Here is a 26,345-nt window from a genome sequence, read left to right on the forward strand (position 1 = left end):
GCACTGGCCGGCTCCGCATAGGCTGTTCCCCTGCCCCTCCGTCCCGGCCGCTCCACCGCCGCAGCGGCTCGCCGTCGGCTCGGCCCCGCGAGTCGGCCCGACCCCGAGAAGGATGCCGTCCCCGATGCCTGTGAACCCCGGCGACTCCGCCACCCCCGCCTACCCCGTAGGACTCCGCCTGGCCGGGCGCCGGGTCGTGCTCGTCGGCGGCGGTGGCGTCGCCCAGCGTCGTCTGCCCGCGCTGCTGGTGGCCGGCGCGCGCGTCACGGTCGTCGCCCCGCAGGTGACACCGTCGGTGGAGGCGATGGCCACCGGCGGCGAGATCACCTGGGAGCGCCGCGGCTATCGGGAGGGGGATCTGGCCGAGGCCTGGTACGCGTTGGCCGCCACCGACGATCCGGCCGTCAACGCGGCCATCACGGCCGAGGCCGAGTCCCGCCGCGTCTGGTGCGTACGGGCCGACGACGCGGATGAGGGGACCGCCTGGACGCCGGCGACCGGCCGCAGCGACGGCCTGACCGTCGCCGTCCTCACCAGTGGGGTGCACGGCGCGGCGGGCCGCGATCCGCGCAGGTCGGCGGCGATACGTGACGCCATCGTCGCCCGCCTGGGCGACGGCACCCTCGTCACCGGGCAGCGCGGCCCCCGCACCGGAGGCGTCGCCCTGGTCGGCGGGGGGCCGGGCGACCCCGACCTGATCACGGTGCGGGGCCGCCGCCTGCTGGCGGAGGCCGACGTCGTCGTCGCCGACCGGCTCGGCCCGCGCGACCTGCTCGACGAGCTGCCGCCGCACGTCGAGATCATCGACGCCGCGAAGATCCCGTACGGCCGCGCCATGGCGCAGGAGGCCATCAACGCCGTCCTGGTCGAACACGCCAAGGCGGGCAGGGCCGTCGTACGGCTCAAGGGCGGCGACCCCTTCGTCTTCGGGCGCGGCATGGAGGAGGCGCGGCAACTCGCCGCGGAAGGCGTCGAGGTCACCGTCGTGCCCGGCATCTCCAGCTCCGTCAGCGTGCCGGGCGCGGTCGGCATCCCCGTCACCCACCGGGGCGTCGCCCACGAGTTCACCGTGGTCAGCGGCCATGTCGCACCGGACGACCCCCGCTCGTTGGTGGACTGGCAGGCGCTCGCCAGGCTGCGCGGCACGCTCGTGCTCCTGATGGCCGTCGAGAACCTCGGGGCCATCGCCGCCGCCCTCCGCGCGCACGGCCGGCCCGACGAGACTCCGGTGGCCATGATCCAGGAGGGCACCATGGCCACCGAGCGCCGCGTGGACGCCACCTTGGCCACGGCCGCCGAGCGGGCGGCAGCCGAGGGCGTACGCCCTCCGGCGGTCGTCGTCATCGGCGACGTCGTGGCCGTGAACCCGCGCCCCGACGACGCGGAGTGACCCTCCCGGCAGGAGAACCCCCCGCCGTACGCGGCGGTAGAGACGCATTGGCACTTCGAGCACGACAAGGCAGTATCGGCCCGTGGCTACCGCATCCTCCCCCGGAACACCCCAGCAACCGCCGACGGACAAGCTCGTCACCGTCGAGCGCGCCGACGACCCCCGTCTCGCCGACTACACGGGGCTGACCGACGTCGAGCTGCGCCGCAGGCGCGAGCCGGCCGAGGGGTTGTTCATCGCGGAGGGGGAGAAGGTCATCCGCCGCGCCCTGCACGCCGGGTACGAGATGCGTTCGATGCTGCTCTCCGCCAAGTGGCTCGACACCATGGGCGACGTCATCGACGAGGTGCCCGCCCCCGTCTACGCCGTCAGCCCCGAGCTGGCCGAGCGCGTCACCGGATACCACGTGCACCGTGGCGCCCTCGCGTCCATGCAGCGCAAGCCGCTGCCCACGCCCGAGGGGCTGCTGGCCGCCGCCCGCCGCGTCGTCATCATGGAGTCGGTGAACGACCACACCAACATCGGTGCCATCTTCCGCAGCGCCGCGGCGCTCGGCATGGACGCCGTCCTGCTGTCGCCCGACTGCGCCGATCCGCTCTACCGCCGCTCGGTCAAGGTGTCGATGGGCGCCGTGTTCGCCGTGCCGTACGCGCGCCTGGACAGCTGGCCCCGCGGCCTGGAGACGGTGCGGGACGCCGGGTTCCAACTGCTGGCGCTCACCCCCGACGAGAAGGCCGTTCCGCTCGACACAGTGGACCTGGGCGGCGACCGGCGAGCGGCGCTGATGCTGGGCGCCGAGGGCAGCGGACTGACCTCCCGTGCTCTGCGCGCCGCCGACGACTGGGTCCGCATCCCGATGGCCCACGGAGTCGATTCCCTCAACGTGGGCGCAGCCGCCGCCGTCGCCTTCTACGCGATAGCGAGGTAGGGCGGGAAGGGCTGGGAAGGGCTGGGACTGGCCAGGGGCCCTAACCGCCCTGCGGCGGCGACGGTGCCGCCGCGGGCACCCGTTCGGTGACGTGGCCCAGGCCGCGGGTGGGGCCCTCGCAGCCCTGGGCCGCGGCGATCCCCAGAGCGACCAGCAGGGTGACCACGACGAAGACGATGAGCCGCTGGCGCAGCAGCCGTCGCTTGCGGGCCGCCGGGCTGGGCCCCGACCGCGGACGGCCGCCGCCCTCCTGGCGGGGGCCGCGCGGGGGGCTCTGGCGTGCGCTCGTGGAACGGCCGCTCCCGGACCGCTCCGCGCCGCCGCGCTCCCCGCCGCCACGCTCCGCGCCGCGGGGCGGCGGAGGACCGGCGGGGCGGCGCACCGCGCGCTCGTGCCCCCCGCTCCCCGTCGGATAGCCGGCGTCCCGTGCGGGCCGGGACATCCGCGAGCGGGCGGATCCCGCCGGAGTCGCACGGGCGGAGCGCGGAGCGGTGGCCCGAGGCGGGCCCGCCACTGGGTCCCGCCCCCGGCCCGAGCCGTCCCGCTGGGTCCGCTGCTGGGCGTGGTCACGGGCCCGCCGCTCGCCCGACAGCGGCTCCCGCCGCCCGCCGGGCACCGGGCGGGCACCGGGTCCTGGCCGCCCGGCCCCCCCGGCCCAGCCGCCGCCAGGCCCGGCCGTCTCACCGCTGTCGGTCAGTCCGCGCGCCTCGCGCGCCGCGATCTCCTTGAGCCGGAGCGAGAGCTGCAACGTGCTCGGCCGGTCCTCCGGCGACTTGACCAGACAGGCGTGGACGAGAGGGGCCAGCGCCGCGTGCACGTCGTCGAGCTGCGGCTCCTCGTGCACCACCCGGTAGAGCATGATGTCCGAACTGCCTTGCCCGAACGGGGAGTCCGCCGTCGCCGCGTACGCCAGCGTCGCGCCCAGCGCGAACACGTCGGTCGCGGGGGTCACCGCCGCGCCCCGCACCTGCTCGGGCGCCAGGAACCCCGGGGACCCGACGGCGGTACCGACGTGGGTGAGGGTGCTGGCCCCCGTCGCCCAGGCGATGCCGAAGTCGATGATGCGCGGGCCCTTGGGGGAGAGCAGGATGTTCGACGGCTTCAGGTCCCGGTGCACGACCCCCGCCTCGTGCACGGCGACCAGCCCCTCGGCGAGGGCGGCCCCGATCGAGGCCACCTGCGAGGCGGGCAGCGGCCCGCCCTCGGTCACCTTGTCGTGCAGCGAGGGCCCGGGCACGTACTGGGTGGCGAACCAGGGGCGGTCGGCCTCCAGATCGGCGGCCACCAGCCGGGCCGTGCACCCGCCGCGGATGCGCCGTGCGGCCGACACCTCCCGCGCGAAACGGGAGCGGAACTCCTGGTCCTCGGCGAGATCAGGACGGATGACCTTCAGCGCCACCCGCTGGCCACGCCGGTCGGAACCCAGGTAGACCACGCCCATGCCGCCGGCCCCCAGGCGGCGGTGAAGCCTGAACGAGCCGACGACTCGCGGGTCCTCTCGCCGGAGCCGCATCATCGCCATGTCCGTTCCCTACCTCCGGTGTCCGGCGGGGCGGGCCCCGCCTCCGGCGCCCGGTGGGAGGCCCACCCGCTGACCGGTCCGTCTGACGACGACAGCTTACGGACTGCCGCCGTGTGGCGACGATAGGCCGCGCACGCGGCGGCAGACGGAATGTCAGGGCACGACGGACGGAGGCGAGTCAGCGGAACGCGCCGGTCCCGTGCGCCCGCGCGCCCTGCCGCGCCGCCCCCAAGCCACCTGTCCGGCACGGGGATTGACGGGGCGAGAGCCGGCACGGTGCGGAACGCCCGCCGTGCCCAGGCCGGGCCGGGCACCCCGCAGGCCCCGCCGCGGCCCCCGCCCGCGACACGGCTCGACGGGGGAGCGGCAGGCACCGCGGAGTGAGCGAACTCACCCGTGGAGGCGCGGCCGTGCGATACCCCCTGGGGGAAGACCCCGGGAAACCGGAGCGCGTCTCCACCCTGGGGAGTAGGCGGCGTGGCACCACGTCATCCTGCGGGAGGCCCCTCAGTCGGTACGCGCGCATGACGCCGCTGGTCACGCCCGTGCCTAATGTGGTGGTCAAGCGGCGAACGCAGCACTCTTCCCTCGGCCCTGGCGGGCCGGGGGAGGCCCCAACTCCCAGGTCAGACGTCCGCCGCCCCATTCGACGACAGGAGCGGATCATGGCGCACACCGCCGGGCGCACAGCGCCCGCAGGGAAGGGGAAGCCGTCGGCACTGACCGGTTCGGGCACCCGTCCCGGTGGGCGGCGCCATCCGCTGGTGGCAGCCGCCATGGTGCTGCCGCTCGCCCTCCTCCTCGGCCTCGTATCGGGCTGGGGCCGGATGGTCCTGGAACAGGCGTCGTCCGTTGCCGGAATGCTGGGGTCCTGAGCGGCCCCGGGCCCGGTGGAGCGGACCGGGTCGGGGACTTCCGGTGGTAACAGCCCCGTGGGGACGGGGGTGCGGCGGACGGCAAGAGGCCCGGGCAGCTGGGGAGCTGCCCGGGCCTCCGCGCTGTGACACCTGCGCGGCGGACGGGCGGACCCGCATCACCGCGCCGGGTCCAGGGAGCGGGCCGTAGGCTGTGGAGCCCCGTCGTTCAGGGAGTTTCCCCGTGCCCGTGCCGGTGTACGACCACAAAGCCGCCGACCCCGCGCTGCGCAGGGCACTCGCGCGGCTGGCGGGCGGGGCGGACGGTGAGGTGCTGGCCGAGCGGGCCGACGGGACCGTCGTACGCGTCGGGGGCCGGGTCGCCAAGGCGCATGATCCCGATGCGTCGGCGGGGGCGCTCGCCGTCAGGCTCGCCGTCGCGGCAGCCGAACCGTACGCGGGCGTGCTGCTCGCCCCGCTTCCCGGCTGCGGGCCTGTGCTGCTGCCGAGCGGCAGGACCGCCAGCGTCTGGCCGTACGGGACCCCCGTGGACCCGGAAGATCCCGGGGCGGCCCCCTGGGAGGCGGCGGGCAGCCTGCTGGCCCGTCTGCACGCGGCGCCCCTTCCGGCGCCCGGCGGCCTTCCGGGCCCCCTGCCGCCGATGCGGGGCCCGGCGAAGGCGGCACGGGCCCTGGCCCGCATGCGGAGCGCCCCCGGGAGCGCCCTCAGGGCGGCGGCCCGCTCGGTGGAGGAGGCGTGGGCGGTGCTTCCGGCCTGGTGCCGCGGCGAGGAGCCGCCGCCCCGCGCCACCGCCGTGTGCCACGGTGACTTCCATCTGGGGCAGCTGGTCCGCCACCCGGTGGGAAGGGGCACCTGGTGTCTCATCGACGTCGACGACCTCGGCCTCGGCGATCCGGCCTGGGATCTGGGCCGGCCCGCCTGCTGGTACGCCACCGGTCTCCTGCCGCCCGACGAGTGGGAGCGTTTCCTCGGCGCCTACGTGCGCACCTTGCACACCGTGCGCGCTGCCGGTGCCGGTGCCGGGGGAGGGCTCGCTGAGGCGGACCCGTGGCCGTTGCTGGACGCCCCGGCGCGTGCTGTGACGGTGCAGAGCGCCGCGCTCGGCGTCGCCAAGGCGCGTGCCGCCGGCCGTGTTCTCGACGAGGCGGAGGAGGCCTGCGTGGCTGCCTGCGCGCGGATGGCGGCCGTTGCCGACCAGGCCGAACTCCCCGCACCTCAGGGGCCGTAGGGTGGTGCCCGCCCGGCGGGTCCTGTCGGCATCCGAGGCCGGCCCCCGGCCACCGGGCACGGGTAGAGAGGGAGCAGGCAAATGATGTGTCCGAAGTGCGGTGCGCCCATGCACACGTACAACCGCAACGGCGTGCAGATAGAACAGTGCGCCAACTGCCGGGGAATCTTCCTCGACTACGGTGAGCTGGAGGCCCTCACCAGGATGGAGGCGCAGTGGACGCAGTCCGCACCTCCGCCGCCGCCCGCTGGGCAGGCGTACCCGTCGGGTCCGGCCTGGGGTGCCCCGCATCACGGCTCGCACGGGCACCACGGTCATCACGGGCACCACGGTGGCCGTCACGGGGGCTTCGGGCGGATGCTCTTCTCGTCCTGACCCCCGGCTCTTGCCGAGCGGGAGTACGAGAAGGGCCCCGGCCGACCGACCGGGGCCCTTCTCGCGAGCTGGTGGACGATACTGGGATTGAACCAGTGACCTCTTCCGTGTCAGGGAAGCGCTCTCCCGCTGAGCTAATCGTCCGTGCGCGGTACTGGGATTGAACCAGTGACCTCTTCCGTGTCAGGGAAGCGCTCTCCCGCTGAGCTAACCGCGCGTGGGGCCGAAAAGAACCCCGAGGTCCTCGCGGACCCGGTGGACGATACTGGGATTGAACCAGTGACCTCTTCCGTGTCAGGGAAGCGCTCTCCCGCTGAGCTAATCGTCCTTGGAGGTGGAGACGGGATTTGAACCCGTGTAGACGGCTTTGCAGGCCGTTGCCTCGCCTCTCGGCCACTCCACCGAGTGCGGGGGTCCCGGGAAGAGCCCCCACATCGAGCGGACGACGAGATTCGAACTCGCGACCCTCACCTTGGCAAGGTGATGCTCTACCAACTGAGCCACGTCCGCAGGCGCCCGCGTGAGACCGTGATCTGGCAGGTGCCTCGCCTCCGGAGCGCTTGCGCGCCGCGGCGACGTGTTGAACTTTAGCGGATTCCCGGGCCAGCTCAAATTCCGTTTCCGCAGCGTGGCCGCCGGGCGGCCCCCATAGACTCGGCGCCGTGTCCGATCTGACCCCGCTCGCCCGCTTGGGCGGGTACCTCGCCACCGACCTGCGCGACGTCACCAGCGACCCCGAAGCCCTCGACTCGACGGGCTGGTGGGCCGTGGTCGCCGACTACGAGGGGGGCCTGCGCTGCGCCCGTTTCGGAGACGTACGCGCCGCGCCGCTGCCGACGCCGGTGCCAGGGCGCTGGCAGGGGCCGGCCCCGACGGACTGGGTGAGTTCCCTGGATCACGCCGCGTACACGGAAGGGGTACGGCGCATCCGCGCGGCGATCGCCACCGGCGACGTCTACCAGGTCAACCTCTGCCGTGTGCTGTCCGCGCCGCTGCCCGACCCGTCCCCGCGGGCCTGCGACATCGACCAGCTCACCGCCCGGCTCGCCCAGGGCACGCCCGCGGCCTACGCCGGGACCATCCGCCTCCCCGCCCACGGCATCGAGATCGCCACCGCCTCGCCGGAGCTGTACCTGCGCAGGGAAGGGCAGACCGTCGAGTCGGGGCCCATCAAGGGAACCGCCCGTTCCGCGGCGGACCTGGGGGACAAGGAACGGGCCGAGAACGTGATGATCACCGACCTGGTCCGCAACGACCTGGGCCGGGTCTGCGCCCCGGGCTCCGTCACCGTCCCGGCCCTGTGCTCGGCCGAGCCGTACCGCGGACTGGTCCACCTGGTCTCCACGGTCCGCGGTGAACTGCCCCAGGACACGAAGCGGCCGTGGGCACGGCTGCTGGAGGACACCTTCCCGCCGGGTTCCATCACCGGCGCGCCCAAGTCGAGCGCCCTGCGCCTGATCGACGCGCTGGAGGCGGCGCCGCGCGGCCCCTACACCGGCGGCGTCGGATGGGTCGACGCCGACCGCGGCGTCGGCGAGCTGGCCGTCGGCATACGGACGTTCTGGATCGAACGCGAGTATCCGCGCGCCCTGCTGCGCTTCGGCGCGGGCGCCGGGATCATCTGGGACTCGGAGCCGGAGGCGGAGTGGCGGGAGACCGAGCTGAAGGCTTCCCGGCTGCTCGCGGTAGCGTCGGGGGAGTACGAAGAAGACGAGACCGCGCCACGACCAGCGGACGTGCGCACCGGCCCATGACCGTGCCCGCCCGGTGACGAAGCGGCCCCTGGCAGGCTCCCTGAGGTGAACAGCAGTGAAGATCTGGCTCGACGGCGGCCTGCGGGACGCCCACAGCGCGAACGTCTCCGTGCTCGACCACGGACTGACGGTCGGCGACGGCGTCTTCGAAACCGTCAAGACCGCCGACGGCACCCCCTTCGCCCTCACCCGGCACCTGCACCGCCTGGCGTCCTCCGCGCGCGGTCTCGGCCTGCCCGAGCCCGACCTGGACGAGGTGCGCCGCGCCTGCGGTGCGGTGGTCGAGGCGAACCCGATGCCCTACGGCCGGCTGCGGATCACCTACACAGGCGGCCTCTCCCCGCTCGGCTCGGACCGCGGCGAGGCGGGCCCGACGCTCGTCGTCGCCCTCGGCGAGGCCACCCGCAGGCCGGACACGACCTCCGTCGTCACCGTCCCGTGGACCCGCAACGAGCGCGGCGCGATCGCCGGGCTGAAGACCACCTCGTACGCCGAGAACGTCGTGGCCCTGGCGCGGGCCAGGCAACAGGCCGCCACCGAGGCCCTGTTCCCCAACACACACGGACAGCTGTGCGAGGGCACGGGCTCCAACGTCTTCCTCGTCCTCGACGGCGAACTGCACACCCCGCCGCTGACGTCGGGCTGTCTGGCCGGCATCACCCGCGCCCTCGTCCTCGAGTGGACGGGCGCACGGGAGACGGAGCTGCCCATGGAGGCGCTCGAGCGGGCCGAGGAGATCTTCGTGACGTCCAGCCTGCGTGACGTCCAGGCCGTCGCCCGGCTGGACGGGCGCGCCCTCCCGGGCGCTCCGGGGCCGGTGACCAGCAAGGCGATGCGGGTCTTCGAGGAGCGCTCCGCGGCCGACATCGACCCGTGAACGCGGCCGGCTCGTCCCGTGAAAGCGGCCGACATCGACCCGTGAACGCGGCCGGCGTCGTCCGTGAACGTGGCCGACGTCGTCCCGTGAATTCGGTGGCGGGTCCCGTCGTCGGCAGGTAGAACCAGGGCGTGACGACAACGCTGCGCCCCACCGGGCCCGAAAGCCGCGACGCCGAGGGCAGACGCTCCTGCGCGTACGAAATCCGTGTCAACTCCCGGCCGGCGGGCTCCGTCGGCCTCCTCGGGCCCCGCGAGTCCGGACCTCCGTTCGGCACGATCGAGCACCTGCACGTCGAGGAGGGGGACCGGCGGCGGGGCAGGGGCACCGTCGCCGCGCTGGCCGCCGAAGAGATCCTGCGCGGCTGGGGCTGCACCCACGTGGAGGCCCGGATCGCGGCGGCGGCCGAGGAACGGACCCCGGGCGACCGCCTGCTGACCGCTCTCGGCTACGGGGAGCGCAGCCGGCACATGATCAAGGAACTCCGCGAGCGCCCCGCGCTGCCGCCAGGCAGCGAGGCCCGGCCGATGAAGGACGAGGAGTTCCCGGCGTGGTGGGAGGCGTCCGCCGCGACCTACATCAGCGGCATGGTCGCCCGCGGCCTCACCCCCGCCCAGGCGGCGGCCGGGTCCGAGGCGGCGCGGCTGGCCCGGCTGCCGGACGGCGCCGCGACGAAGGAAGCCGTGCTCCGCATCCTGACCTGCGACGGCGCCGACGTCGGCTCGATGTGGCTGGCCTTCACCGCGCTGCCCCGCGGCGACGTGGACGCCTGGGTCTTCGACGTCAACGTCGACCCCGCGCGGCGCGGGGCGGGGCACGGGCGCACGCTGATGCGGGCGGCCGAGCACGAGTGCCTCGAACGGAGCGCACCGCGCCTCGGACTGAACGTCTTCACGGACAACACGCCCGCCGTGCGGCTCTACACCTCGCTCGGCTACCGCACCGTGGAGCGGTTCTACGCCAAGGAGCTGCTGTAGCGGCGCCGTTCAGCCCGCGAGGAGCCGGTCGGTGATCTCCTCGATGCGCTCCCGCAAGCCCTCCTGGCTCTTGCCGCCGTCCAGCCGCTCCCCGTCGATGACGTAGGTCGGGGTACCCGTCACACCGATCGCCTTGCCCTCGGCCTGGTCGGCGTCCACCGCCAGCAGGTGGCGGCCGTCGATCAGGGCGGACTCCACCTCGCCGGTGTCCAGGCCGAGTTCCCCCGCCACCTCCACGAGCAGTTCCTCGCCGCGCGCGCCCAACTCGGCGGTGCGTGCCAGCACCGCCTCGGCATAGGCGTCTCCCCTGCCCTGCTCGTAGGCCTCCTCGAACGCCTGCGCGGCGGCGTAGGCGTGCTTGTGCTTCTCCAGGGGGAAGTGCCGCAGCCGGATCTCCAGTGCGTCGCCGTACCGCTCGCGCAGCGCCCGCAGGTCGCTGCCGGCCCGATGGCAGTCGGGGCACTGCAGCTCGCACCACACGTCGAGGGTGACCGGGGGGTGGGTGTTGTCCATGGGGCCAGTCTCTCAGCCCCAAGGAGGGCCCCGACCCCGAGATCTCCCTGAACCCGGGTCGAGCCGTGGCCGCGGCAGCCCGCCTGGTGCCACGATGGGGGCATGCTCACCACGACCGTCTGCGCCGCTCTCTCCGCCGCGGGCCTGGCCATCGCCTTCCTCACCGCCTGGCGCCGCCGCTTCGCCGCCGCGACGCGCATCGCCGCCGTCGCGCTGGTGCCGGTCGGACTCGCGATGTCCGGGCTGGTCGGGCTCGGCGGCAAGATCGGCAGGGCCTTCGGCGGCTGGGCGGCCGATCTGGTGCTCAAGCCCACGGTCTGGGCGGGCTTCGCCGTGCTGGCCTGCGCCGTCGTCCTGTGGGTCGTCGCCCGCGTGGCCTCCGCAAGATCTGCGGGCAAGCCCGCCAAGCAGCCCAGCGGACGGGACAAGCAGCCCCGGGAGAGGGAGAAGAAGCCGCGCTCGGCCGGGTCCACCGCCGGTGCCCCGGCGCTGTCCACCCCGCCGGCCGACCAGCGGAGGAAGACGCAGGCCTCCGACGGCGAGGACTTCTCCGACATCGAGGAGATCCTCAAGAAGCACGGCATCTGACAGCGAGAAGTCCGGCATCCGACGCTCTCGTGCCTTAGCACGGCAGCGCTGGCCATACCGGACTTTTCGCAGCCTTCCACGCGAAGGGGGGCGCGTGGTCGTGGCCGTCCCGGGGGGCTGGGACATGATCACGGCGAGATGGACACGACGCCGGACTCCTCGGTCGAGCTCGACGAGCTGCCGCCCCCCGAACCCAGGGGATGCCTGTACGCACTCTCCCAACCACCGCTGATGCTGTTCCTCGCCGTGATCGCGGTGCTGATCGGTGCCGCCGCAGCGCACGACCTGCTGTTCCTGTGAACGCCGCCCGAGCAGCCGACGATGTACGCGCTGACTGATCAGCCGGCCAGGTACGCGCCGCCCGAGCAGCGACGGCGTGTGCGCCACCCGGGCAGCGACGCCGTGCGTGCCGCCCGGGCAGTCGGCGACCTGCGCGCCGCCCGGGCAGCGATGCCGTGCGTGCCGCCCGGGCAGTCGGCGACCTGCGCGCCGCCCGGCGGCGGTCTGCGAGCGTCCGGCCTTGCGCAGCGGCGAGGGCCCGGCTGCTGCGATGGGCGCTCTTGTCCGCCGCGCGTGCCCGCTGCGAGTGGCCGGGCCGCGCGGTGGTGCGCGGGCTCAGCCCTGCGGGGCTTCGGCCGACTCGCGCTGCCGGGCGCGGTAGGCGGCGACGTGCAGGCGGTTGCCGCAGGTGCGGCTGTCGCAGTAGCGGCGTGACCGGTTGCGGGACAGGTCCACGAAGGCGCGCCGGCAGTCGGGCGCCTCGCAGCGCCGCAGCCTGTCGCGCTCGCCCGAGACCAGGACGAACGCCAGTGCCATGCCCCCGTCGGCGGCGAGGTGCTGGGCGAGGGAGGCGCCGGGGGCGAAGTAGTGGACGTGCCAGTCGTAGTCGTCGTGGTCGGTGAGCTGCGGCGTCGTGCCTGCCTTCGCGACCAGCGCGTTGATCAGCCGGGCAGCCGTGCGTGCCTCGGGGGCCGCGAACACCTGCGCGAAGCGTTCCCGGACGGCCCTGACGGCGCTCAGGTCGCCCTCGGTGAGCGTGTCGACACCGCTGACGTCGCGGCTCTCGACGAAGGCCCGCAGGTCGGCCACGGACACCAGCGTGTCGGGGGTCTCCCCGTCCGCCATGGTGTTCAGCAGCCCGACCACCTGATCGAGTGCGCACCGGGTGTCGTGGTTGATCTGCACGGGCCGCTCCGCTCCTGCCGTGTCCGGGAACATCCTCCGGCTACCGCTCCGAGAGCGTAGTCGCTCCCGTCCGTGTCGAACGCTCTCCAGCCCGTGCCGGTTCCCGCCGGCCCCCGCGGGGCGCGACGTGACGTGACGCAGCATGACGTGACCTGACGTGACGTGCCGTGCCGTGACGCAGCGACGCCGCCGCCACGTACGAGTACGCGGCGGCGGCGTCGCAGTGTGCCGTTACACGAAGTGGTGCCGTGGCACACGGCTGCCGGGCCCGCGAACCGTCGCCCCGAGTCGGACGGTCGCGGGAACCGGCGGTCTCAGCTCTCGGCGAGGATGTGCGAGAGCTCTGTGTCGAGGTCGAAGTGACGGTGCTCGGTACCGGGCGGCACGGCCGCGTCGGTTCGCTTGAGGAAGGATTCCAGTGCCCGCGCCGGGGCCTCGAGCAGGGCCTCGCCCTCCGGGGAGCTGAGGGCGATGCACGCCACGGCCTGCCCGTGGCTGCGGGACGGCCAGACTCGGACGTCCCCGGTGCCGGTCGGCCGGTGGAGGCCTTCGGCCAGGAGATCGCGGGCGAAGACCCACTCCACGGTCTCCTCGGCACCGGTATGGAAGGTGGCGTGTACGGCGTAGGGGTCCGCCGTGTCGTACCGCAGGCCCGCTGGTACAGGCAGCGAGGACTCGCTCGAAACAACGAGGCGCAGGTGCAGCTCGCAGCTCACCGTTGTGTTCATAAGCGCCAGGGCCTTTCGCTCAGTGTGCGCTCGGGGATTCGCACGTCGGCGCAATCGACATGCCACCTACGCGCCGGTTGTAAACCCCTCTGACTGATTTGCCCGGAATCGAATCCTTCATACGGATCTTGTAGGTTTGAGAAGTGGGGCCGATCGAGTGAACCGCCCTACCCGGAAGGGGTCGGGTACCTTGTCCACCATGAGTGCGGAGAGTGACGCAATGCCACTTGACACCCGTGAGGAAGAACCGGCGGACAAACCGCTCGGCTCACGCGCGCCCGACTTCATCAAGGCCTCCAGGACGCTCCACATGAGCTGGCGCGCCGGGATATTCCTGGTCGGTCTGGCCATCGTGGTCGCCGGAGTCATCATGTTGCCCCTCCCGGGGCCCGGGTGGCTGGTGATCTTCGCCGGTATGGCGGTGTGGGGGACCGAGTTCGTCTGGGCGCAGCACGTCCTGCGGTGGACGAAACGTCAGTACCACGAGGGCACCCGCTGGCTGAAGGAACGCCGCGCCGCCCGCAAGGAGCGCAAACGTGTCCGGCGCGAGGCCGGGCAGGACTCCTGAACCGTCGTCCCCGGTCGGCCGTCGGCTGGTCAGGAGCACCCTCTGACATGCGGTAATGTTGAGCCCGCCAACGGGCGATTAGCTCAGCGGGAGAGCGCTTCGTTCACACCGAAGAGGTCACTGGTTCGAACCCAGTATCGCCCACCACCGTGCACCGGGGCCCGGAAGCCGTATGCTTCCGGGCCCCGGTCGCGTCGTGGAAGGGGCACGCATTGGGCCGCGCCGCGCCGCTGAACCACTACCGCTTCCGCAGCGCCTGGCGGCTGGCGGCGTCCCCCGCACGCGTCTATGCCGTGCTCGAGCGCGCCGAGAGGTACCCGCGCTGGTGGCCGCAGGTCCGCTCGCTGACCCGGACCGGCGAGGACAGTGGCACGGCCCGCATCCGCTCCGTGCTTCCCTATGTGCTCACCGTGACTCTCCGCACCGTCTGCCGGGACCCGGCGTCCGGGATACTGGAGATCGCCATGCGCGGTGACCTGGACGGCTGGGCCCGCTGGACGATACGGGCCGACGGCGACGGCACCCTCGCGCTCTTCGAGCAGGAGGTGGACGTGCGCGACCGGCTGCTGCGCCTCCTCGCCCTCCCCGCGAAGCCCTTGCTGGCCGCCAACCACACGGTGATGATGCGGGCCGGCGAGCGCCGTCTGCGGGCCCTGCTCGAAAGGGGTTTGGATGAAGAGTGAGCCGCACTGTATGGTTCTGCACGTGCCGCCGGGCAACCGGCGCGACACCCGGGGCGATTAGCTCAGTGGGAGAGCGCTTCGTTCACACCGAAGAGGTCACTGGTTCGAACCCAGTATCGCCCACCCCGAGTTGCTGTTCCACCCGAGGCCGGACCGTCACAGGACGGGCCGGCCTTCTTGGTGTGCCTCCACGCTGATCGACCTCCGCGCCGACCGCCCTCCGCGCCGACCGCCCTCCGCGCTGCCCGTCCTCTGCGGCACACCGGCCGTTTGCGGCGCCCCCGCCCGGTCAGGAGAAGGGCAGAGGGACCGGTACACGGAGAGCGTGATGCGAGTCGCCGCCGACGACGACGAAGTCCACTGCGGACGCGAACTGCCCGCGAGCAACGCGGCAGCCACCTGGCGAGCCCGGCAGAAGCTGGGCACCGCCGCCCGCGCCATGCTGCGCGCGACCGCCCTCGCCGCCCACCGCCGCGCCGGCTACCACGGCGCCAGGGGCGAGCGCCGAGCCGACGCGCTGGTCGCACGCGCGCGCTTCGACGAGGGGTCCGGGGCGCAGGACGCGGGGTGCCGCCTGACGGCCCTCCTGCCGCCACCGGGCCCGAGTGGGCCCCGTGCGGCCGTCGTGCTGGGCCGGGCGCTGCGCGCCGCTGTGGACGCCGCACGCGGCTACCGGGCCACCGGCGGCCTCGAACACTTCGACGCCGCGGTCGCCCACGGCTGCTGCGCCGAACTGACCGAGTCGCTGTGCCAGTTGCTGCGCGGCACGGAAGGCGTGCACATCCGGCTCGGCTGGTCGTGCACGGCCGGGACGCCCGACGGCTGGGAGCCGCGCCCCGAACCGTTCCGCTTCGCCCCGCACGACCTCCCCGCCCTCGAAGAGGCGGGGAGGCACTACGTACGCACCGAGCCCTCCGTCCCCGTACGCGTGACCGGAACCGTCGTGCGTCTGCGGCGCGCGGGCCCGGACGGGCCAGGATCGGTGCGGATGGACGTCCTCGCGGGGGCCGAGGTCACGCAGGTCCGTGCCCGGCTCGACGAGGAGGACTACCGCCTCGCCGTCCACGCCCACCTGGCCGGGCTGCCCCTGCGGATCAGGGGGCTGCTGGAGAGCAGGGGCGGCTTCCGGCGCGTCAGCGGCGTCCGGGACGTCGCACCCGTGCCCGTCCCCGAGCCCGCCCGCGAGCGGCTGCTCAAGCGGCTGCGGGGCGACCTCGACGCCTTCGAACGCGGACTGGGCGGCTGAGCGGGACCCGCCTGCGAGCCGGGGCGGAGCCGGGTGACCGTTTCGCGGTCGGGCCCGGTGGCTCGGTACGATTCGAGCGCGCGGCCCCACTCCGCGCGCTCGGCGCGGCGGCGACCGCGTACCCCAGGTGAGAGTCAGGAGAGACCGGTGTCAGATGCCCGTGTGACCATCCAACGCGATTCCGAGCGGGAAGAGCGCGTGGTGACGACGGGCACGACGGCCGCCGCGCTCTTCGAGGGCGAGCGTTCCGTCGTGGCCGTCCGCGTCGGCGGCGAACTCAAGGACCTCGCCTACCAGCCTGCCGACGGCGACGAGGTCGAGCCCGTCGAGATCACCAGCGACGACGGACTGGACATCCTGCGCCACTCCACGGCGCACGTGATGGCGCAGGCCGTCCAGGAGCTCTTCCCCGAGGCCAAGCTCGGCATCGGCCCGCCCATCAAGGACGGCTTCTACTACGACTTCGACGTCGCCGAGCCCTTCACCCCCGACGATCTCAAGCGCATCGAGAAGAAGATGCAGCAGATCCAGAAGCAGGGGCAGCGCTTCTCCCGCCGCGTCACCAGTGACGAGGACGCCCGCGAGGAGCTGGCGGACGAGCCGTACAAGCTGGAGCTGATCGGCCTCAAGGGCAACGCGGCAGGCGCCGCCGACGGGGCCTCGGCGGAGGTCGGCTCCGGCGAGCTGACCATCTACGACAACCTCGACGCCAAGAGCGGCGAGCTGTGCTGGAAGGACCTGTGCCGGGGCCCGCACCTGCCCTCCACCCGGCTGATCCCCGCCTTCAAGCTGATGCGGTCGGCAGCCGCGTACTGGCGGGGCTCCGAGAAGAACCCGCAGCTCCAGCGCATCTACGGCACCGCGTGGCCGACCAAGGACGAGCTCAAGCAGTACCTGGAGTTCCTCGCCGAGGCGGAGAAGCGCGACCACCGCAAGCTCGGCACCGAACTGGACCTCTTCTCCATCCCCGAGGAGCTCGGCTCGGGCCTCGCCGTCTTCCACCCCAAGGGCGGTGTCGTCCGCAAGGTGATGGAGGACTACTCGCGCAAGCGGCACGAGGAGTCGGGGTACGAGTTCGTCAACACGCCGCACATCACCAAGGAGCGGCTGTTCGAGATCTCCGGGCACCTGCCGCACTACGCGGACGGCATGTTCCCGCCGCTGGAGTTCGACGAGCAGAACTACCGCCTCAAGGCGATGAACTGCCCGATGCACAACCTGATCTTCCGGGCGCGGGGCCGCTCCTACCGGGAGCTTCCGCTGCGGCTCTTCGAGTTCGGCACCGTGTACCGCTACGAGAAGTCCGGTGTCGTGCACGGGCTGACCCGCGCCCGCGGCTTCACCCAGGACGACTCGCACATCTACTGCACCAAGGAGCAGATGCCGGACGAGCTGGACAACCTGCTCACCTTCGTCCTGAACCTGCTCCGCGACTACGGCCTGTCCGACTTCTACCTGGAGCTGTCCACCCGCGACCCCGAGTCGGACAAGTTCCTGGGCACCGACGAGGAGTGGGAGGAGGCCACTGAGGCGCTGCGCCAGGCGGCCGGCAAACAGGGCCTCGACCTGGTCATGGACCCGGGCGGTGCGGCCTTCTACGGGCCCAAGATCTCCGTCCAGGCGCGGGACGCCATCGGCCGCACCTGGCAGATGTCGACGATCCAGGTCGACTTCCAGCAGCCGCAGCGCTTCGGGCTGGAGTACACCGCAGCCGACGGCTCCCGGCAGCAGCCGGTGATGATCCACCGCGCGCTCTTCGGCTCCATCGAGCGGTTCTTCGCCGTCCTGCTGGAGCACTACGCGGGCGCCTTCCCGGCCTGGCTCGCGCCCGTCCAGGCCGTCGGCATCCCGATCGGCGACGACCACGTGCCGTATCTGGCGGAGTTCGCCGCCGCCGCGAAGGCCAAGGGGCTGCGGATGGAGGTCGACTCCTCGTCGGACCGGATGCAGAAGAAGATCCGCAACGCCCAGAAGGCGAAGACCCCCTTCATGGTCATCGCGGGCGACGAGGACGTGGCAGCCGGCGCGGTCTCCTTCCGGTACCGGGACGGCTCGCAGAAGAACGGCATCCCCCAGGAAGAAGCGATCAGGGAGATCCTCGACGCGGTGGAGCGCCGCGTCCAGGTGTAGCCGGCCCGGGAGCGCCGCAGCCGGGCGCACGTGCGGTGCACAGGTTCCGGAGCGCAGGAGGGGGCGGCCCGTCGGGCCGCCCCCTCCTCGTGTCAGGCGCTGCCAGGCGCATAAGCTGGCGGACATGACGAGTGAGCCGGAGCAGCAGATCGGAGTGGGGGCGCCGGACGCGTTCCAGCGCCTGTGGACCCCCCACCGGATGGCCTACATCCAGGGCGAGAACAAGCCGAGCGGTCCCGGCGCCGAGGACGGCTGCCCCTTCTGCTCCATTCCGGAGAAGTCCGACGAGGACGGCCTGATCATCGCCCGCGGCGAGCACGTCTACGCGGTGCTCAACCTCTACCCGTACAACGGCGGGCACATGATGACCGTCCCGTTCCGGCATCTCGCCGACTACACCGAGCTGGACGAGGCCGAGACCTTGGAGCTGGCCGAGTTCACCAAGCGGGCGATGACCGTGCTGCGCCGGGTGTCCGGGGCGCACGGCTTCAACCTGGGCATCAACCAGGGCTCCGTCGCGGGCGCCGGGATCGCCGCGCACCTGCACCAGCACGTGGTGCCCCGCTGGGGCGGGGACACCAATTTCATGCCGGTGGTCGGCCACACCCGCGTCCTGCCCCAGCTCCTCGCGGACACCAGGGCGATGCTGGCCGAGGCCTGGTGACCGTCGTCGAGCACCGCTCCGACGCGCCGTAGACCTCGGCTACACACCGTAGGCGGCGACTGCGCGTCGTAGGCGACGGCTGCGGCGCGTGCGCATCGACTACGCGTCGTAGACGTCGGCCTTGGACGGCTTGGCGTCCTGCACCGCCGCGCTGAGGTTGAGCGAACGGCTGCCGAACTTCTCCACGTTGCAGCCGTTCTCCTCCAGCACCCGGATGGCCGCCGCGTGCACGACCCGCAGGACGGGCGTCGCAGCGCGCATCGCGTCGTCGGCCATGAACCGGTGCCGCCACGGCTTCTTCGCCCACGCGTGCCGCAGCCCGAACGGCTCGGGCAGGCTGAGCTTGCCGCCGAGGAAGTCCAGGACGGGCGGGAACCAGGTGAAGGGCGCGCGCGCCGCCAGCCGTACGACCTCCTTGGACTCCACCAGCGGCAGGTTGACGGTGCGGGTCTCCCAGAACTTCACGCTCTTGGAGACCTCCTTGGTCTTGGCCTTCGGGCCGCTGGTGAACAGCCCGTCCACCGGGCCCAGCGCGTGTCCTGTGACCTCGATGCGCAGCGTGTGGTGCAGCACGGTGACCGTGATCAGCAGGGTGATGACCAACTGGCCGTCCCAGAGCACGAACTGGACGCCCAGGTAGTGCCGGTTGCCGGCGCCGAACTGCTGCTCGTTGCAGATGCGCTGTATCTCGAAGTCCTTGATGCGGTAGCCCTCGACCTCCTGGCCCTCGGGGCGCTTGACCGCCTTGGCCCCCTCGGCGATGGGGGAGACGACCCAGTGCCGTATCGAGGGTGCGGGGAAGCCGCCGGTGTGCAGGGGGCCGCGCTCCAGCATGCGGAGCTGGTCGTGGATGGCGCGGATGACGTCCCAGCTGCGGAAGGGGTTGATGTCCTCGCCGTCCTTGGCGGGGATCAGTTCCTCGGCGAGCTGCCAACTGCCCCAGCGGGTGCCCATGCCCAGTATGCCCTTGGGGCCCGCGTAGTAGACGAGGTTGCTGGCCTGCTCGGCCGCCACCTTGGCCAGGCCGAGGCGGATGCGTTCGGCACCGGCGTCACCGGGGTCCTGCGGCACGGCCTCGGGGATCTTGGCGCCGACCCCGGTACCGCCCAGCAGGCTCTCCCAGCGGCTTCGCAGGTCCTTGGCGTAGCGCTCGCAGATCTGCTTGGCCCACAGGCCGCCGAGCAGCGGGACCACCAGCATGGCCCGCAGATAGATGCCCAGGAAGCCGGTGAAGGGCAGCAGGACGGCGAAGAGGACCACCAGCGCGCCGACGGCGACCAGCACCACCCACCCGATGGCTCCCGCCCGCCGGTCCTTGGATCCGGCGATCAGGCGGCGCATCTGGAAGGCCAGCAGCCACAGCAGCACCCCGGGCAGGAACAGGAGCCCGAAGACGGCCATCACCAGCGACAGCCGGGCGTCGCGCTGCTTGCGCACGCGCGTGGCGGCCAGGCAGTGCTCGACCACGGTCTGCGGTTCGATCCCGAAGGACTGGATGAGGGGCGCCCGCGCCCCGCCGAGCAGCCGGGTCTGGACAGCGCGCGCGTAGGCCTCGCCCAGGTTCGGCTCGAAAAGGGAGAGTTTCGGTTTCTTGAAGCCGGCTTCGGGGTTGGCCGCGACCAACTTCTCCACCTCGTCGTCGCGGTAGGCGGCCGAGGCCAGCGCCTGCGACGCCGCCGTCTGACCGCCCTGGCCAGGCCCCGAGAGCGGGACCTGGGCGCCCGGGCTGAAGTCGGATGCCGCGTCGGTCTGGCTGCTGAGGTCGTCGAAACCGGCCACTGGGCCCCCACTCCGCTCGGATCTGGCTCACGGCACCGCGGGCCCGGCGTCGGCCCGGTGAAATGCCGCCGACCACGACGGCTTCCCAACTGCCATGGTCGGCACACATCTTGCCTCAGCCAAGCCGCTCCCAGCGACCGCCTGTTCCAGCGACCGTCCTTCTCAGCGACGTCGACTCCACGACCGCCCTCGCGAGCGACGCCCGCTCAGCGACCGCTGCCCGCTCTCTGCGGGTCCTCTCCGCGACGGCTGCCCGCTCTCGGTGACGCTCGCTCAGCGACGGCTGCCCGCGGCTGCTTCCTCCTGGAGGATGCGGGCGGCCTGCTGCTGCGGCATCGGCTCGTGCCGCGCGTACGTGCGAGCGAAGCGCCCCGTGCCGTGCGACATGGAACGCAGGTCGACCGCGTACCGGCTGATCTCGATCTCGGGCACGCAGGCGCGCACCGACGTGCTGCCCGCGGCGGCCTGCTCGGTGCCCAGCACCCGGCCCCGGCGGGAGGACAGGTCGCTCATCACGGCGCCCACGTAGGAGTCGGGCACGGTGACCTCCACCTCGGCCACCGGTTCCAGCAGGTGGATGCTCGCCCGGGAGGCGCACTCGCGCAGGGCCAGCGCGCCGGCCGTCTGGAACGCCGCGTCGGAGGAGTCGACGGAGTGCGCCTTGCCGTCGAAGAGGGTGACCCGCACGTCCACCAGCGGGTAGCCCGCGGCGACCCCCTTGGCGGCCTGGGCGCGGACGCCCTTCTCCACCGAAGGGATGAACTGACGCGGTACCGCACCGCCCACCACCTTGTCGACGAACTCGATGCCGGAACCGGTCGCGAGCGGTTCGACGGTCAGCTCGCAGATCGCGTACTGCCCGTGCCCGCCGGACTGTTTGACGTGCCGCCCGCGCCCGGTGACGGACGAGGCGAACGTCTCACGCAGCGGCACCCGGTGCGCCACGGTGTCCACCCGCACGCCGAACCGGGAGCGCAACCGCTCCACGGCGACGTCCCGGTGCGCCTCGCCCATGCACCACAGGACGAGCTGGTGGGTGTCGGGGTTCTGTTCGAGCCGCATCGTGGGGTCCTCGGCCACCAGCCGGGCCAGGCCGTGGGAGAGCTTGTCCTCGTCGGCCTTGCTGTGCGCCTCGATGGCGACGGGCAGCAGCGGGTCGGGCATCGCCCAGGGCGCCATCAGCAGCGGTGCGTCCAGGGAGGAGAGCGTGTCGCCGGTCTCGGCGCGGCCCAGCCTGGCCACGCTGGCGAGATCGCCCGCGATGGCCGCCTCCAGGGGCCGCAGCTGTTTGCCGAACGGTGCGGACAGCGCACCGATGCGCTCGTCCGCCTCGTGGAGGGCGGGGGCCTCGGGTCCGCCGTCGGCCGTCCCGTGCCCGGAGACGTGCACGGTCGCGTCGGGCCGCAAGGTGCCGGAGAAGACGCGCACGAGCGAGACGCGGCCGACGTAGGGGTCGGACGAGGTCTTGACGACCTCGGCGGCCAGCGGGCCGTCCGGGTCGCAGGTCAGCGCGGGCCGCGCGGAGCCCTCCGGGGTGGTGACCGCGGGGATGCCGTGCTCGTCCGGGGTGGGGAACCCGCCGGTGATCAGCTCCAGCAGCTCGACGCTGCCCAGGCACTGGCGGGCGCTGCCGTCGGCGGGTGCGGCGGGCAGCACCGGGTGGAAGACGCCACGCGCCACGGCCTTCTCCAGGTCCGCGATGAGCGTTTTGACGTCGCACTCCTCGCCGCCGAGATAGCGGTCCATGAGCGTCTCGTCCTCGCTCTGCGCGATGATGGCCTCGATCAGCCGGTTCCTGGCCTCCGTCAGCCGGGGCAACTGCCCTTCGCCGGGTTCGCGTTCGGTGCGCTGCCCGCCGCTGTAGTCGAACAGCCGCTGCGTGAGGAGCCCGGCCAGTCCGGTGAGCGGGGCGCTTCCGTCGGCTTGCCGTTCGCCCAGGACAGGCAGGTAGAGGGGGATGACGGCGTCCGGGTCGTCGCCGCCGAGCACGTCCTGGCAGACGGCGGCCATCTCGTCGAAGTCGGCGCGGGCCGCGTCGAGGTGGGTGACCACCAGGGCGCGCGGCATGCCGACGGCCGCGCACTCCTGCCACACCAGCCGGGTCGACCCGTCCACCCCGTCGGCGGCCGAAACGACGAAGAGGGCGGCATCCGCCGCCCGCAAGCCGGCCCGCAGCTCCCCGACGAAGTCCGCGTACCCGGGGGTGTCGAGGAGGTTGATCCGGATGCCGTTCCACGTGAGCGGCACCAGCGCGAGCTGTACGGAGCGCTGCTGCCGGTACTCGATCTCGTCGTGGTCGCTAAGGGAGGTACCGTCCGCCACCCGCCCCGCGCGCGTGATCGCTCCCGAGGCGAGTGCCAGGGACTCGACCAGAGTCGTCTTGCCGGCCTGGCTGTGGCCGACCAGCACCACGTTGCGTATCGCGGCGGGGTGGTCGGCCGCCGCTGCCCTGCCGGCGGCTCCGGGGTGTGCGTTCGCTTTGTCGGCCATGTGTCCCGCCTTCCGTCGTCACCTGCTGGAGCACGCTGGAGGGGCCGAGGGGTCGCGAAGACCACCGGTTTCTTTTCGAGCTTTCCACCGCTGCCATCGAGCGTCCATACGTGGAACACGGCACTACCCGACCGTGTGCGCCGGGCGCTGTCCTGGCGTGGCTACGATGGGCCACCCGGTGGCCACACCGTCATCCGGCTCACCCACGACGTACCAGGGACGGTCATGCTGAACAAGTACGCGCGTGCCTTCTTCACGCGTGTCCTCACCCCGTTCGCCACGCTGCTGCTGCGCCTGGGAGTGAGCCCCGACGTCGTCACCCTGATCGGCACGGCCGGGGTGACGGCGGGCGCCCTGGTCTTCTACCCGATGGGGGAGTTCTTCTGGGGCACCGTCGTCATCACGCTGTTCGTCTTCTCGGACATGCTCGACGGCAACATGGCGCGTCAGCTGGGCCGCTCCAGCCGCTGGGGCGCGTTCTTGGACTCCACGCTCGACCGGGTCGCGGACGCGGCCGTCTTCGGCGGGATCGCACTGTGGTACGCCGGGCGCGGTGACGACCTGACCCTGTGCGCGGTGACGCTGTTCTGCCTGGCGAGCGGGCAGGTCGTCTCCTACACCAAGGCGCGGGGCGAGAGCATCGGGCTGCCGGTGGACGTCAACGGCCTGGTGGAGCGGTCGGAGCGGCTGGTGATCACCCTGGTGCTGGCGGGCTTCTCGGGCTTCGAGAAGTCCTTCGGCGTGCCCCACATCGGCATCCTGCTGCCCATCGCGCTGTGGGTCGTCGCGGTCGGCAGCGCCATCACCCTGGGACAGCGGGTGGTGACGGTACGCCGCGAGGCCGCCGAGGTGGACGAGACGGACGCCTCCGCGGGCACCGGCGCGTCTTCGGGCACCGGCGGGTCCTCGGGCACCGGCGGGTCCTCGGGCACCGGAGCCGCCGAGGCCGAGGAGAAGCGGAGGACGGTGTGAGCGGGGCGGAGGAGGGCCGGGTGAGCGGGCTGCGGGACCGGCTCACCGACTCGCTGTACGGGCTGGGCTGGGCCGGGGTGAGGAAGCTGCCCGAGCCCGCCGCCCAGGCCCTGGGCCGAAGGATCGCCGACGAGGCGTGGCGCCGCAGGGGCAAGGGCGTCACCCGCCTGGAGAGCAACCTGGCCCGCGTCGTCCCCGGTGCCTCTCCCACGCGGTTGCGGCGGCTCTCGCACGCGGGCATGCGCTCCTACATGCGCTACTGGATGGAGTCCTTCCGGCTGCCCTCCTACAGCGAGCAGCAGCTCATCCGCAGCGTCTCCGTCGAGGGCCTGCACCATCTGACCGACGGGCTGGCCGCGGGCCGTGGCGTCGTGCTGGCGCTGCCCCACCTGGCGAACTGGGACCTGGCCGGGGCCTGGGCGGTCACCGCCACCGGCACCCGGTTCACCACCGTCGCGGAGCGCCTCAAGCCGGAGAGCCTCTACGACAGGTTCGTCGCCTACCGGGAGAGCCTGGGCATGGAGGTGCTGCCGCACGGGGGCGCCACCGCGTTCGGCACGCTGGCGCGCCGACTGCGCGCGGGCGGCCTGGTCTGCCTGGTGGCGGACCGCGACCTGTCGGCCACCGGGATCGAGGTCACCTTCTTCGGCGAGGCCGCCCGGATGCCGGCGGGCCCCGCGCTGCTCGCCCAGCAGACCGGGGCGCGGTTGCTGCCCGTCACGCTCTGGTACGACGACGTCTCGCCCGCCATGAACGCCCGAGTCCACGCACCCGTCCCGGTGCCCGGAATCGAGGGCCGCAGGGAGCGGGTCGCCGCGATGACGCAGACCGTGGCCGACACCTTCGCCGCCGGCATCGCCGCGCATCCGGCGGACTGGCACATGCTCCAGCGCTTCTGGAGCGCCGATCTGGAGCCCGCGGGGAAGGCCCGCACATGAGGATCGGCATCGTCTGCCCCTATTCCTGGGACGTGCCAGGGGGGGTCCAGTTCCACGTCCGGGACCTGGCCGAACACCTGATCAGGCTCGGCCACCAGGTGTCGGTGCTCGCGCCGTCGGACGACGAGACACCGCTGCCCTCCTACGTCGTCTCCGCGGGCCGCGCCGTACCCGTCCCGTACAACGGTTCGGTGGCCCGGCTGAACTTCGGTTTCCTCTCGGCGGCCCGCGTCCGGCGCTGGGTCAACGACGGCGACTTCCACGTCCTGCACATCCACGAGCCCGCCACGCCCTCGCTCGCGCTGCTGGCCTGCTGGGCGGCGCAGGGGCCGATCGTCGCCACGTTCCACACCTCGAACCCGCGCTCGCGGGCGATGATCGCCGCGTACCCGATCCTGCAGCCCGCGCTGGAGAAGATCAGCGCGCGGATCGCGGTGAGCGAGTACGCCCGCCGCACCCTGGTCGAGCACCTGGGCGGGGACGCGGTGACCATCCCCAACGGCGTGGACGTCCGCTTCTTCGCCGACGCCGAGCCGAAGCCCGCGTGGCAGGGCGCTCCCGGCGCTCACACGATCGGGTTCATCGGCCGCATCGACGAACCGCGCAAGGGCCTCCCCGTCCTGATGAAGGCGCTGCCGGCGATCGTCGAGCAGGCCCCCGGCACCCGCCTGCTGGTGGCGGGCCGGGGCGACGAGCAGGAGGCCGTGGCGGGGCTGCCCCGCGCCCTGCGGGACAACGTCGTCTTCCTCGGCATGGTCAGCGACGAGGACAAGGCCCGGCTGCTGCGCAGTGTCGACCTGTACGTGGCCCCCAACACCGGCGGCGAGTCCTTCGGGATCATCCTGGTGGAAGCCATGTCCGCGGGGGCGCCGGTGCTCGCCGCCGACCTCGACGCCTTCGAGCAGGTGCTCGACGGGGGAGAGGCCGGCGAACTGTTCCCCGTCGAGGACGCCGAGGCGCTCGCCGCCCGCACCGTCGCCCTGCTTCAGGAACCCGGGCGCCGCGCCGATCTGCGGAGGAGAGGCGCGCGGCACGTGCGGCGGTTCGACTGGGCCACCGTCGGCGCCGACGTCCTGGCCGTGTACGAGACGGTCACCGACGGCGCCGCCTCCGTCGCCCCCGACGAGCGCACCGGGCTGCGCGCCCGCTTCGGCCTCGCGCGGGACTGACCCGCCCCCTGCCACGCCGCCCGCCGAGGGCCCGGACCCGAGGACCCGATACCCACGATGCCGACCCTCACCACCGTCATCTGGATCGTCGTCGCGCTGCTGCTCGTCGGCGTCTACCTGAGCTGGACCGCGGGCCGCCTCGACCGGCTGCACGCCAGGATCGACGCGGCCAGGGCGGCGCTGGACGCCGGGCTGCTGCGCCGCGCCTCCATCGCCCAGGAGCTGGCCACGGCGGGCGTCCTCGACCCCGCCGCGTCGATGGTGCTCTACCAGGCCGCGCACGACGCGCGGCTGGCCGAACAGGACCACCGCGAGGTCGCCGAGAGCGAGCTGAGCCAGGCGCTGCGTGCCGTCTTCGCCGAGAGCGCGCAACTGGCAGCGGTACGAGCGGCGCCCGGCGGCGCGGAGACCGCCGAGGAACTGGGCGCCGCCGTACGCCGGGTCCCGATGGCCCGCCGCTTCCACAACGACGCCGTGCGCGCCGCGCGGGCGCTGCGCCGGCACCGCAAGGTGCGCTGGTTCCGGCTGGCCGGGCACGCCCCCTTCCCGCTGGCTTTCGAGATGGACGACGAACCGCCCCCCGTACTGGCCGACCGCGGGCACGGCGCGGCCCCGGCACCGGGTGGCCCGGGTGCCGCCCAGGAGCCCGGCGGTGACCGCGGGCCCGGCTCCGAGGGCGAGGGGCACGGCAACGGAGGGCACGGCACCGGAGGGCACGGCACCGAGGGCCACGGCACAGGGCAAGGGCGCGGCGCGGAAGGCTGAG

24 protein-coding genes, 7 tRNA genes and 1 pseudogene are annotated in these 26,345 nt (G+C 73.0%); 21 read left to right on the plus strand and 11 right to left on the minus strand.

Annotation, left to right across the window (positions count from 1 at the left end; all coding sequences use genetic code 11):
- The first annotated feature begins 124 nt into the window (after positions 1-124).
- Positions 125-1,390 (plus strand): uroporphyrinogen-III C-methyltransferase, encoded by a 1,266-nt coding sequence (gene cobA / locus AB8Z75_RS11730; protein ID WP_369201422.1) that lies wholly within the window; start codon positions 125-127, stop codon positions 1,388-1,390.
- Positions 1,391-1,472: 82 nt separating this feature from the next.
- Positions 1,473-2,318, plus strand: a complete 846-nt coding sequence (locus AB8Z75_RS11735) for a TrmH family RNA methyltransferase (RefSeq protein ID WP_369201423.1) — start codon at positions 1,473-1,475, stop codon at positions 2,316-2,318.
- A 40-nt stretch (positions 2,319-2,358) separates the two neighbouring features.
- Here the strand turns inward: AB8Z75_RS11735 and AB8Z75_RS11740 are convergent, their stop codons facing one another.
- Positions 2,359-3,840 carry a serine/threonine-protein kinase gene (locus AB8Z75_RS11740; RefSeq protein WP_369201424.1) on the minus strand — a complete coding sequence of 494 codons (1,482 nt, stop codon included), beginning with the start codon at positions 3,838-3,840 and terminating at the stop codon, positions 2,359-2,361.
- Positions 3,841-4,505: 665 nt separating this feature from the next.
- Between AB8Z75_RS11740 and AB8Z75_RS11745 the strand changes: the two genes are divergently transcribed.
- The 3 genes from AB8Z75_RS11745 (at position 4,506) to AB8Z75_RS11755 (ending at position 6,318) form a co-directional block, all read left to right on the plus strand.
- Complete coding sequence (locus AB8Z75_RS11745; protein ID WP_369201425.1) at positions 4,506-4,715, plus strand: hypothetical protein; 210 nt, start codon at positions 4,506-4,508, stop codon at positions 4,713-4,715.
- 265 nt (positions 4,716-4,980) lie between these two features.
- Positions 4,981-5,943 carry a phosphotransferase family protein gene (locus tag AB8Z75_RS11750; protein ID WP_369201443.1) on the plus strand — a complete coding sequence of 321 codons (963 nt, stop codon included), beginning with the start codon at positions 4,981-4,983 and terminating at the stop codon, positions 5,941-5,943.
- 81 nt (positions 5,944-6,024) lie between these two features.
- A complete protein-coding gene (locus tag AB8Z75_RS11755) occupies positions 6,025-6,318 on the plus strand; it encodes a zf-TFIIB domain-containing protein (RefSeq protein ID WP_369201426.1) in 294 nt (97 codons plus the stop codon).
- Between the two features lie 69 nt (positions 6,319-6,387).
- On the opposite strand, the gene AB8Z75_RS11760 is transcribed toward AB8Z75_RS11755, so the two are convergent.
- The 5 genes from AB8Z75_RS11760 to AB8Z75_RS11780 all read right to left on the minus strand — a co-directional run bounded on the left by AB8Z75_RS11760 (position 6,388) and on the right by AB8Z75_RS11780 (position 6,828).
- A tRNA-Val gene (locus tag AB8Z75_RS11760) sits at positions 6,388-6,462 on the minus strand.
- Position 6,463: 1 nt separating this feature from the next.
- Positions 6,464-6,535, minus strand: a tRNA-Val gene (locus tag AB8Z75_RS11765).
- Between the two features lie 39 nt (positions 6,536-6,574).
- Positions 6,575-6,646 (minus strand) — tRNA-Val (locus AB8Z75_RS11770).
- Between the two features lies 1 nt (position 6,647).
- Positions 6,648-6,721, minus strand: a tRNA-Cys gene (locus AB8Z75_RS11775).
- A gap of 34 nt (positions 6,722-6,755) precedes the next feature.
- Positions 6,756-6,828 (minus strand) — tRNA-Gly (locus tag AB8Z75_RS11780).
- 152 nt (positions 6,829-6,980) lie between these two features.
- On the opposite strand from AB8Z75_RS11780, the gene AB8Z75_RS11785 reads away from it, so the two are divergent.
- The 3 genes from AB8Z75_RS11785 (at position 6,981) to AB8Z75_RS11795 (ending at position 9,926) form a co-directional block, all read left to right on the plus strand.
- On the plus strand, positions 6,981-8,072 hold the full coding sequence (locus AB8Z75_RS11785; RefSeq protein WP_369201427.1) for a chorismate-binding protein: 1,092 nt from the start codon (positions 6,981-6,983) through the stop codon (positions 8,070-8,072).
- A gap of 55 nt (positions 8,073-8,127) precedes the next feature.
- A complete protein-coding gene (locus AB8Z75_RS11790) occupies positions 8,128-8,949 on the plus strand; it encodes an aminotransferase class IV (protein WP_369201428.1) in 822 nt (273 codons plus the stop codon).
- 131 nt (positions 8,950-9,080) lie between these two features.
- The gene (locus AB8Z75_RS11795) at positions 9,081-9,926 is read left to right on the plus strand and encodes a GNAT family N-acetyltransferase (protein ID WP_369201429.1); all 846 of its coding nucleotides are present in this window, start codon (positions 9,081-9,083) and stop codon (positions 9,924-9,926) included.
- Positions 9,927-9,935: 9 nt separating this feature from the next.
- On the opposite strand, the gene AB8Z75_RS11800 is transcribed toward AB8Z75_RS11795, so the two are convergent.
- Positions 9,936-10,439, minus strand: coding sequence for a DsbA family protein (locus tag AB8Z75_RS11800; RefSeq protein WP_369201430.1), 504 nt, complete (start codon positions 10,437-10,439; stop codon positions 9,936-9,938).
- Between the two features lie 102 nt (positions 10,440-10,541).
- Between AB8Z75_RS11800 and AB8Z75_RS11805 the strand changes: the two genes are divergently transcribed.
- Both AB8Z75_RS11805 and AB8Z75_RS11810 read left to right on the plus strand, forming a co-directional pair.
- The gene (locus tag AB8Z75_RS11805) at positions 10,542-11,027 is read left to right on the plus strand and encodes a hypothetical protein (protein WP_369201431.1); all 486 of its coding nucleotides are present in this window, start codon (positions 10,542-10,544) and stop codon (positions 11,025-11,027) included.
- A 138-nt stretch (positions 11,028-11,165) separates the two neighbouring features.
- Entirely contained in the window at positions 11,166-11,327 is a 162-nt protein-coding gene (locus tag AB8Z75_RS11810) for a hypothetical protein (RefSeq protein ID WP_369201432.1), read from the plus strand.
- Positions 11,328-11,642: 315 nt separating this feature from the next.
- Here AB8Z75_RS11810 and AB8Z75_RS11815 read toward each other — a convergent pair whose 3' ends face one another.
- Both AB8Z75_RS11815 and AB8Z75_RS11820 read right to left on the minus strand, forming a co-directional pair.
- A complete protein-coding gene (locus AB8Z75_RS11815; protein ID WP_369201433.1) occupies positions 11,643-12,212 on the minus strand; it encodes a CGNR zinc finger domain-containing protein in 570 nt (189 codons plus the stop codon).
- Positions 12,213-12,526: 314 nt separating this feature from the next.
- Complete coding sequence (locus tag AB8Z75_RS11820; protein WP_016467747.1) at positions 12,527-12,940, minus strand: SsgA family sporulation/cell division regulator; 414 nt, start codon at positions 12,938-12,940, stop codon at positions 12,527-12,529.
- Between the two features lie 220 nt (positions 12,941-13,160).
- On the opposite strand from AB8Z75_RS11820, the gene AB8Z75_RS11825 reads away from it, so the two are divergent.
- The 7 genes from AB8Z75_RS11825 (at position 13,161) to AB8Z75_RS11855 (ending at position 18,231) form a co-directional block, all read left to right on the plus strand.
- Positions 13,161-13,508, plus strand: a complete 348-nt coding sequence (locus tag AB8Z75_RS11825; protein WP_369201434.1) for a TIGR02611 family protein — start codon at positions 13,161-13,163, stop codon at positions 13,506-13,508.
- A gap of 72 nt (positions 13,509-13,580) precedes the next feature.
- Positions 13,581-13,655 (plus strand) — tRNA-Val (locus tag AB8Z75_RS11830).
- Positions 13,656-13,720: 65 nt separating this feature from the next.
- The gene (locus AB8Z75_RS11835; RefSeq protein ID WP_369201435.1) at positions 13,721-14,191 is read left to right on the plus strand and encodes an SRPBCC family protein; all 471 of its coding nucleotides are present in this window, start codon (positions 13,721-13,723) and stop codon (positions 14,189-14,191) included.
- A 51-nt stretch (positions 14,192-14,242) separates the two neighbouring features.
- Positions 14,243-14,314: transfer RNA gene (locus tag AB8Z75_RS11840), tRNA-Val, on the plus strand.
- Between the two features lie 205 nt (positions 14,315-14,519).
- Positions 14,520-15,437 carry a hypothetical protein gene (locus AB8Z75_RS11845; protein WP_369201436.1) on the plus strand — a complete coding sequence of 306 codons (918 nt, stop codon included), beginning with the start codon at positions 14,520-14,522 and terminating at the stop codon, positions 15,435-15,437.
- Positions 15,438-15,584: 147 nt separating this feature from the next.
- On the plus strand, positions 15,585-17,567 hold the full coding sequence (gene thrS, locus AB8Z75_RS11850; RefSeq protein ID WP_369201437.1) for a threonine--tRNA ligase: 1,983 nt from the start codon (positions 15,585-15,587) through the stop codon (positions 17,565-17,567).
- A 124-nt stretch (positions 17,568-17,691) separates the two neighbouring features.
- A complete protein-coding gene (locus tag AB8Z75_RS11855; RefSeq protein ID WP_369201438.1) occupies positions 17,692-18,231 on the plus strand; it encodes an HIT domain-containing protein in 540 nt (179 codons plus the stop codon).
- 99 nt (positions 18,232-18,330) lie between these two features.
- Here AB8Z75_RS11855 and AB8Z75_RS11860 read toward each other — a convergent pair whose 3' ends face one another.
- Together AB8Z75_RS11860 and AB8Z75_RS11865 are read right to left on the minus strand one after the other, a co-directional pair.
- Positions 18,331-20,010 (minus strand): hypothetical protein, encoded by a 1,680-nt coding sequence (locus AB8Z75_RS11860; protein ID WP_369201439.1) that lies wholly within the window; start codon positions 20,008-20,010, stop codon positions 18,331-18,333.
- Positions 20,011-20,283: 273 nt separating this feature from the next.
- Positions 20,284-22,500 carry an elongation factor G-like protein EF-G2 gene (locus AB8Z75_RS11865; RefSeq protein WP_369201440.1) on the minus strand — a complete coding sequence of 739 codons (2,217 nt, stop codon included), beginning with the start codon at positions 22,498-22,500 and terminating at the stop codon, positions 20,284-20,286.
- Between the two features lie 225 nt (positions 22,501-22,725).
- On the opposite strand from AB8Z75_RS11865, the gene pgsA reads away from it, so the two are divergent.
- The 4 genes and pseudogenes from pgsA to AB8Z75_RS11885 all read left to right on the plus strand — a co-directional run.
- On the plus strand, positions 22,726-23,472 hold the full coding sequence (pgsA, locus tag AB8Z75_RS11870; protein WP_369201441.1) for a phosphatidylinositol phosphate synthase: 747 nt from the start codon (positions 22,726-22,728) through the stop codon (positions 23,470-23,472).
- A 20-nt stretch (positions 23,473-23,492) separates the two neighbouring features.
- Positions 23,493-24,410 (plus strand): phosphatidylinositol mannoside acyltransferase, encoded by a 918-nt coding sequence (locus AB8Z75_RS11875; RefSeq protein WP_369201444.1) that lies wholly within the window; start codon positions 23,493-23,495, stop codon positions 24,408-24,410.
- Positions 24,407-25,579, plus strand: a complete 1,173-nt coding sequence (locus AB8Z75_RS11880) for a glycosyltransferase family 4 protein (protein WP_369201442.1) — start codon at positions 24,407-24,409, stop codon at positions 25,577-25,579. Before AB8Z75_RS11875 ends, AB8Z75_RS11880 begins: the two co-directional genes overlap by 4 nt.
- 57 nt (positions 25,580-25,636) lie before the next feature.
- Positions 25,637-26,176: pseudogene (locus tag AB8Z75_RS11885) on the plus strand (hypothetical protein); the annotation flags it as partial.
- Positions 26,177-26,345: the final 169 nt, after the last annotated feature.

Origin of the sequence: Streptomyces sp. PU-14G, assembly GCF_041028275.1 — a bacterium.
GTDB lineage: Bacteria > Actinomycetota > Actinomycetes > Streptomycetales > Streptomycetaceae > Streptomyces.

What these genes read in the sequence shown, in the direction of transcription:
- AB8Z75_RS11880 (WP_369201442.1), top strand. Translation starts at nt 24,407, where the DNA reads ATGAGGATCGGCATCGTCTGCCCCTATTCCTGGGACGTGCCAGGGGGG.
- AB8Z75_RS11855 (WP_369201438.1), top strand. Translation starts at nt 17,692, where the DNA reads ATGACGAGTGAGCCGGAGCAGCAGATCGGAGTGGGGGCGCCGGACGCG.
- AB8Z75_RS11865 (WP_369201440.1), bottom strand. Translation starts at nt 22,500, where the DNA reads ATGGCCGACAAAGCGAACGCACACCCCGGAGCCGCCGGCAGGGCAGCG.
- AB8Z75_RS11740 (WP_369201424.1), bottom strand. Translation starts at nt 3,840, where the DNA reads ATGGCGATGATGCGGCTCCGGCGAGAGGACCCGCGAGTCGTCGGCTCG.
- AB8Z75_RS11755 (WP_369201426.1), top strand. Translation starts at nt 6,025, where the DNA reads ATGATGTGTCCGAAGTGCGGTGCGCCCATGCACACGTACAACCGCAAC.
- AB8Z75_RS11810 (WP_369201432.1), top strand. Translation starts at nt 11,166, where the DNA reads ATGGACACGACGCCGGACTCCTCGGTCGAGCTCGACGAGCTGCCGCCC.
- AB8Z75_RS11825 (WP_369201434.1), top strand. Translation starts at nt 13,161, where the DNA reads ATGCCACTTGACACCCGTGAGGAAGAACCGGCGGACAAACCGCTCGGC.
- cobA (WP_369201422.1), top strand. Translation starts at nt 125, where the DNA reads ATGCCTGTGAACCCCGGCGACTCCGCCACCCCCGCCTACCCCGTAGGA.
- pgsA (WP_369201441.1), top strand. Translation starts at nt 22,726, where the DNA reads ATGCTGAACAAGTACGCGCGTGCCTTCTTCACGCGTGTCCTCACCCCG.
- AB8Z75_RS11800 (WP_369201430.1), bottom strand. Translation starts at nt 10,439, where the DNA reads ATGGACAACACCCACCCCCCGGTCACCCTCGACGTGTGGTGCGAGCTG.
- AB8Z75_RS11845 (WP_369201436.1), top strand. Translation starts at nt 14,520, where the DNA reads ATGCGAGTCGCCGCCGACGACGACGAAGTCCACTGCGGACGCGAACTG.
- AB8Z75_RS11820 (WP_016467747.1), bottom strand. Translation starts at nt 12,940, where the DNA reads ATGAACACAACGGTGAGCTGCGAGCTGCACCTGCGCCTCGTTGTTTCG.
- AB8Z75_RS11805 (WP_369201431.1), top strand. Translation starts at nt 10,542, where the DNA reads ATGCTCACCACGACCGTCTGCGCCGCTCTCTCCGCCGCGGGCCTGGCC.
- AB8Z75_RS11745 (WP_369201425.1), top strand. Translation starts at nt 4,506, where the DNA reads ATGGCGCACACCGCCGGGCGCACAGCGCCCGCAGGGAAGGGGAAGCCG.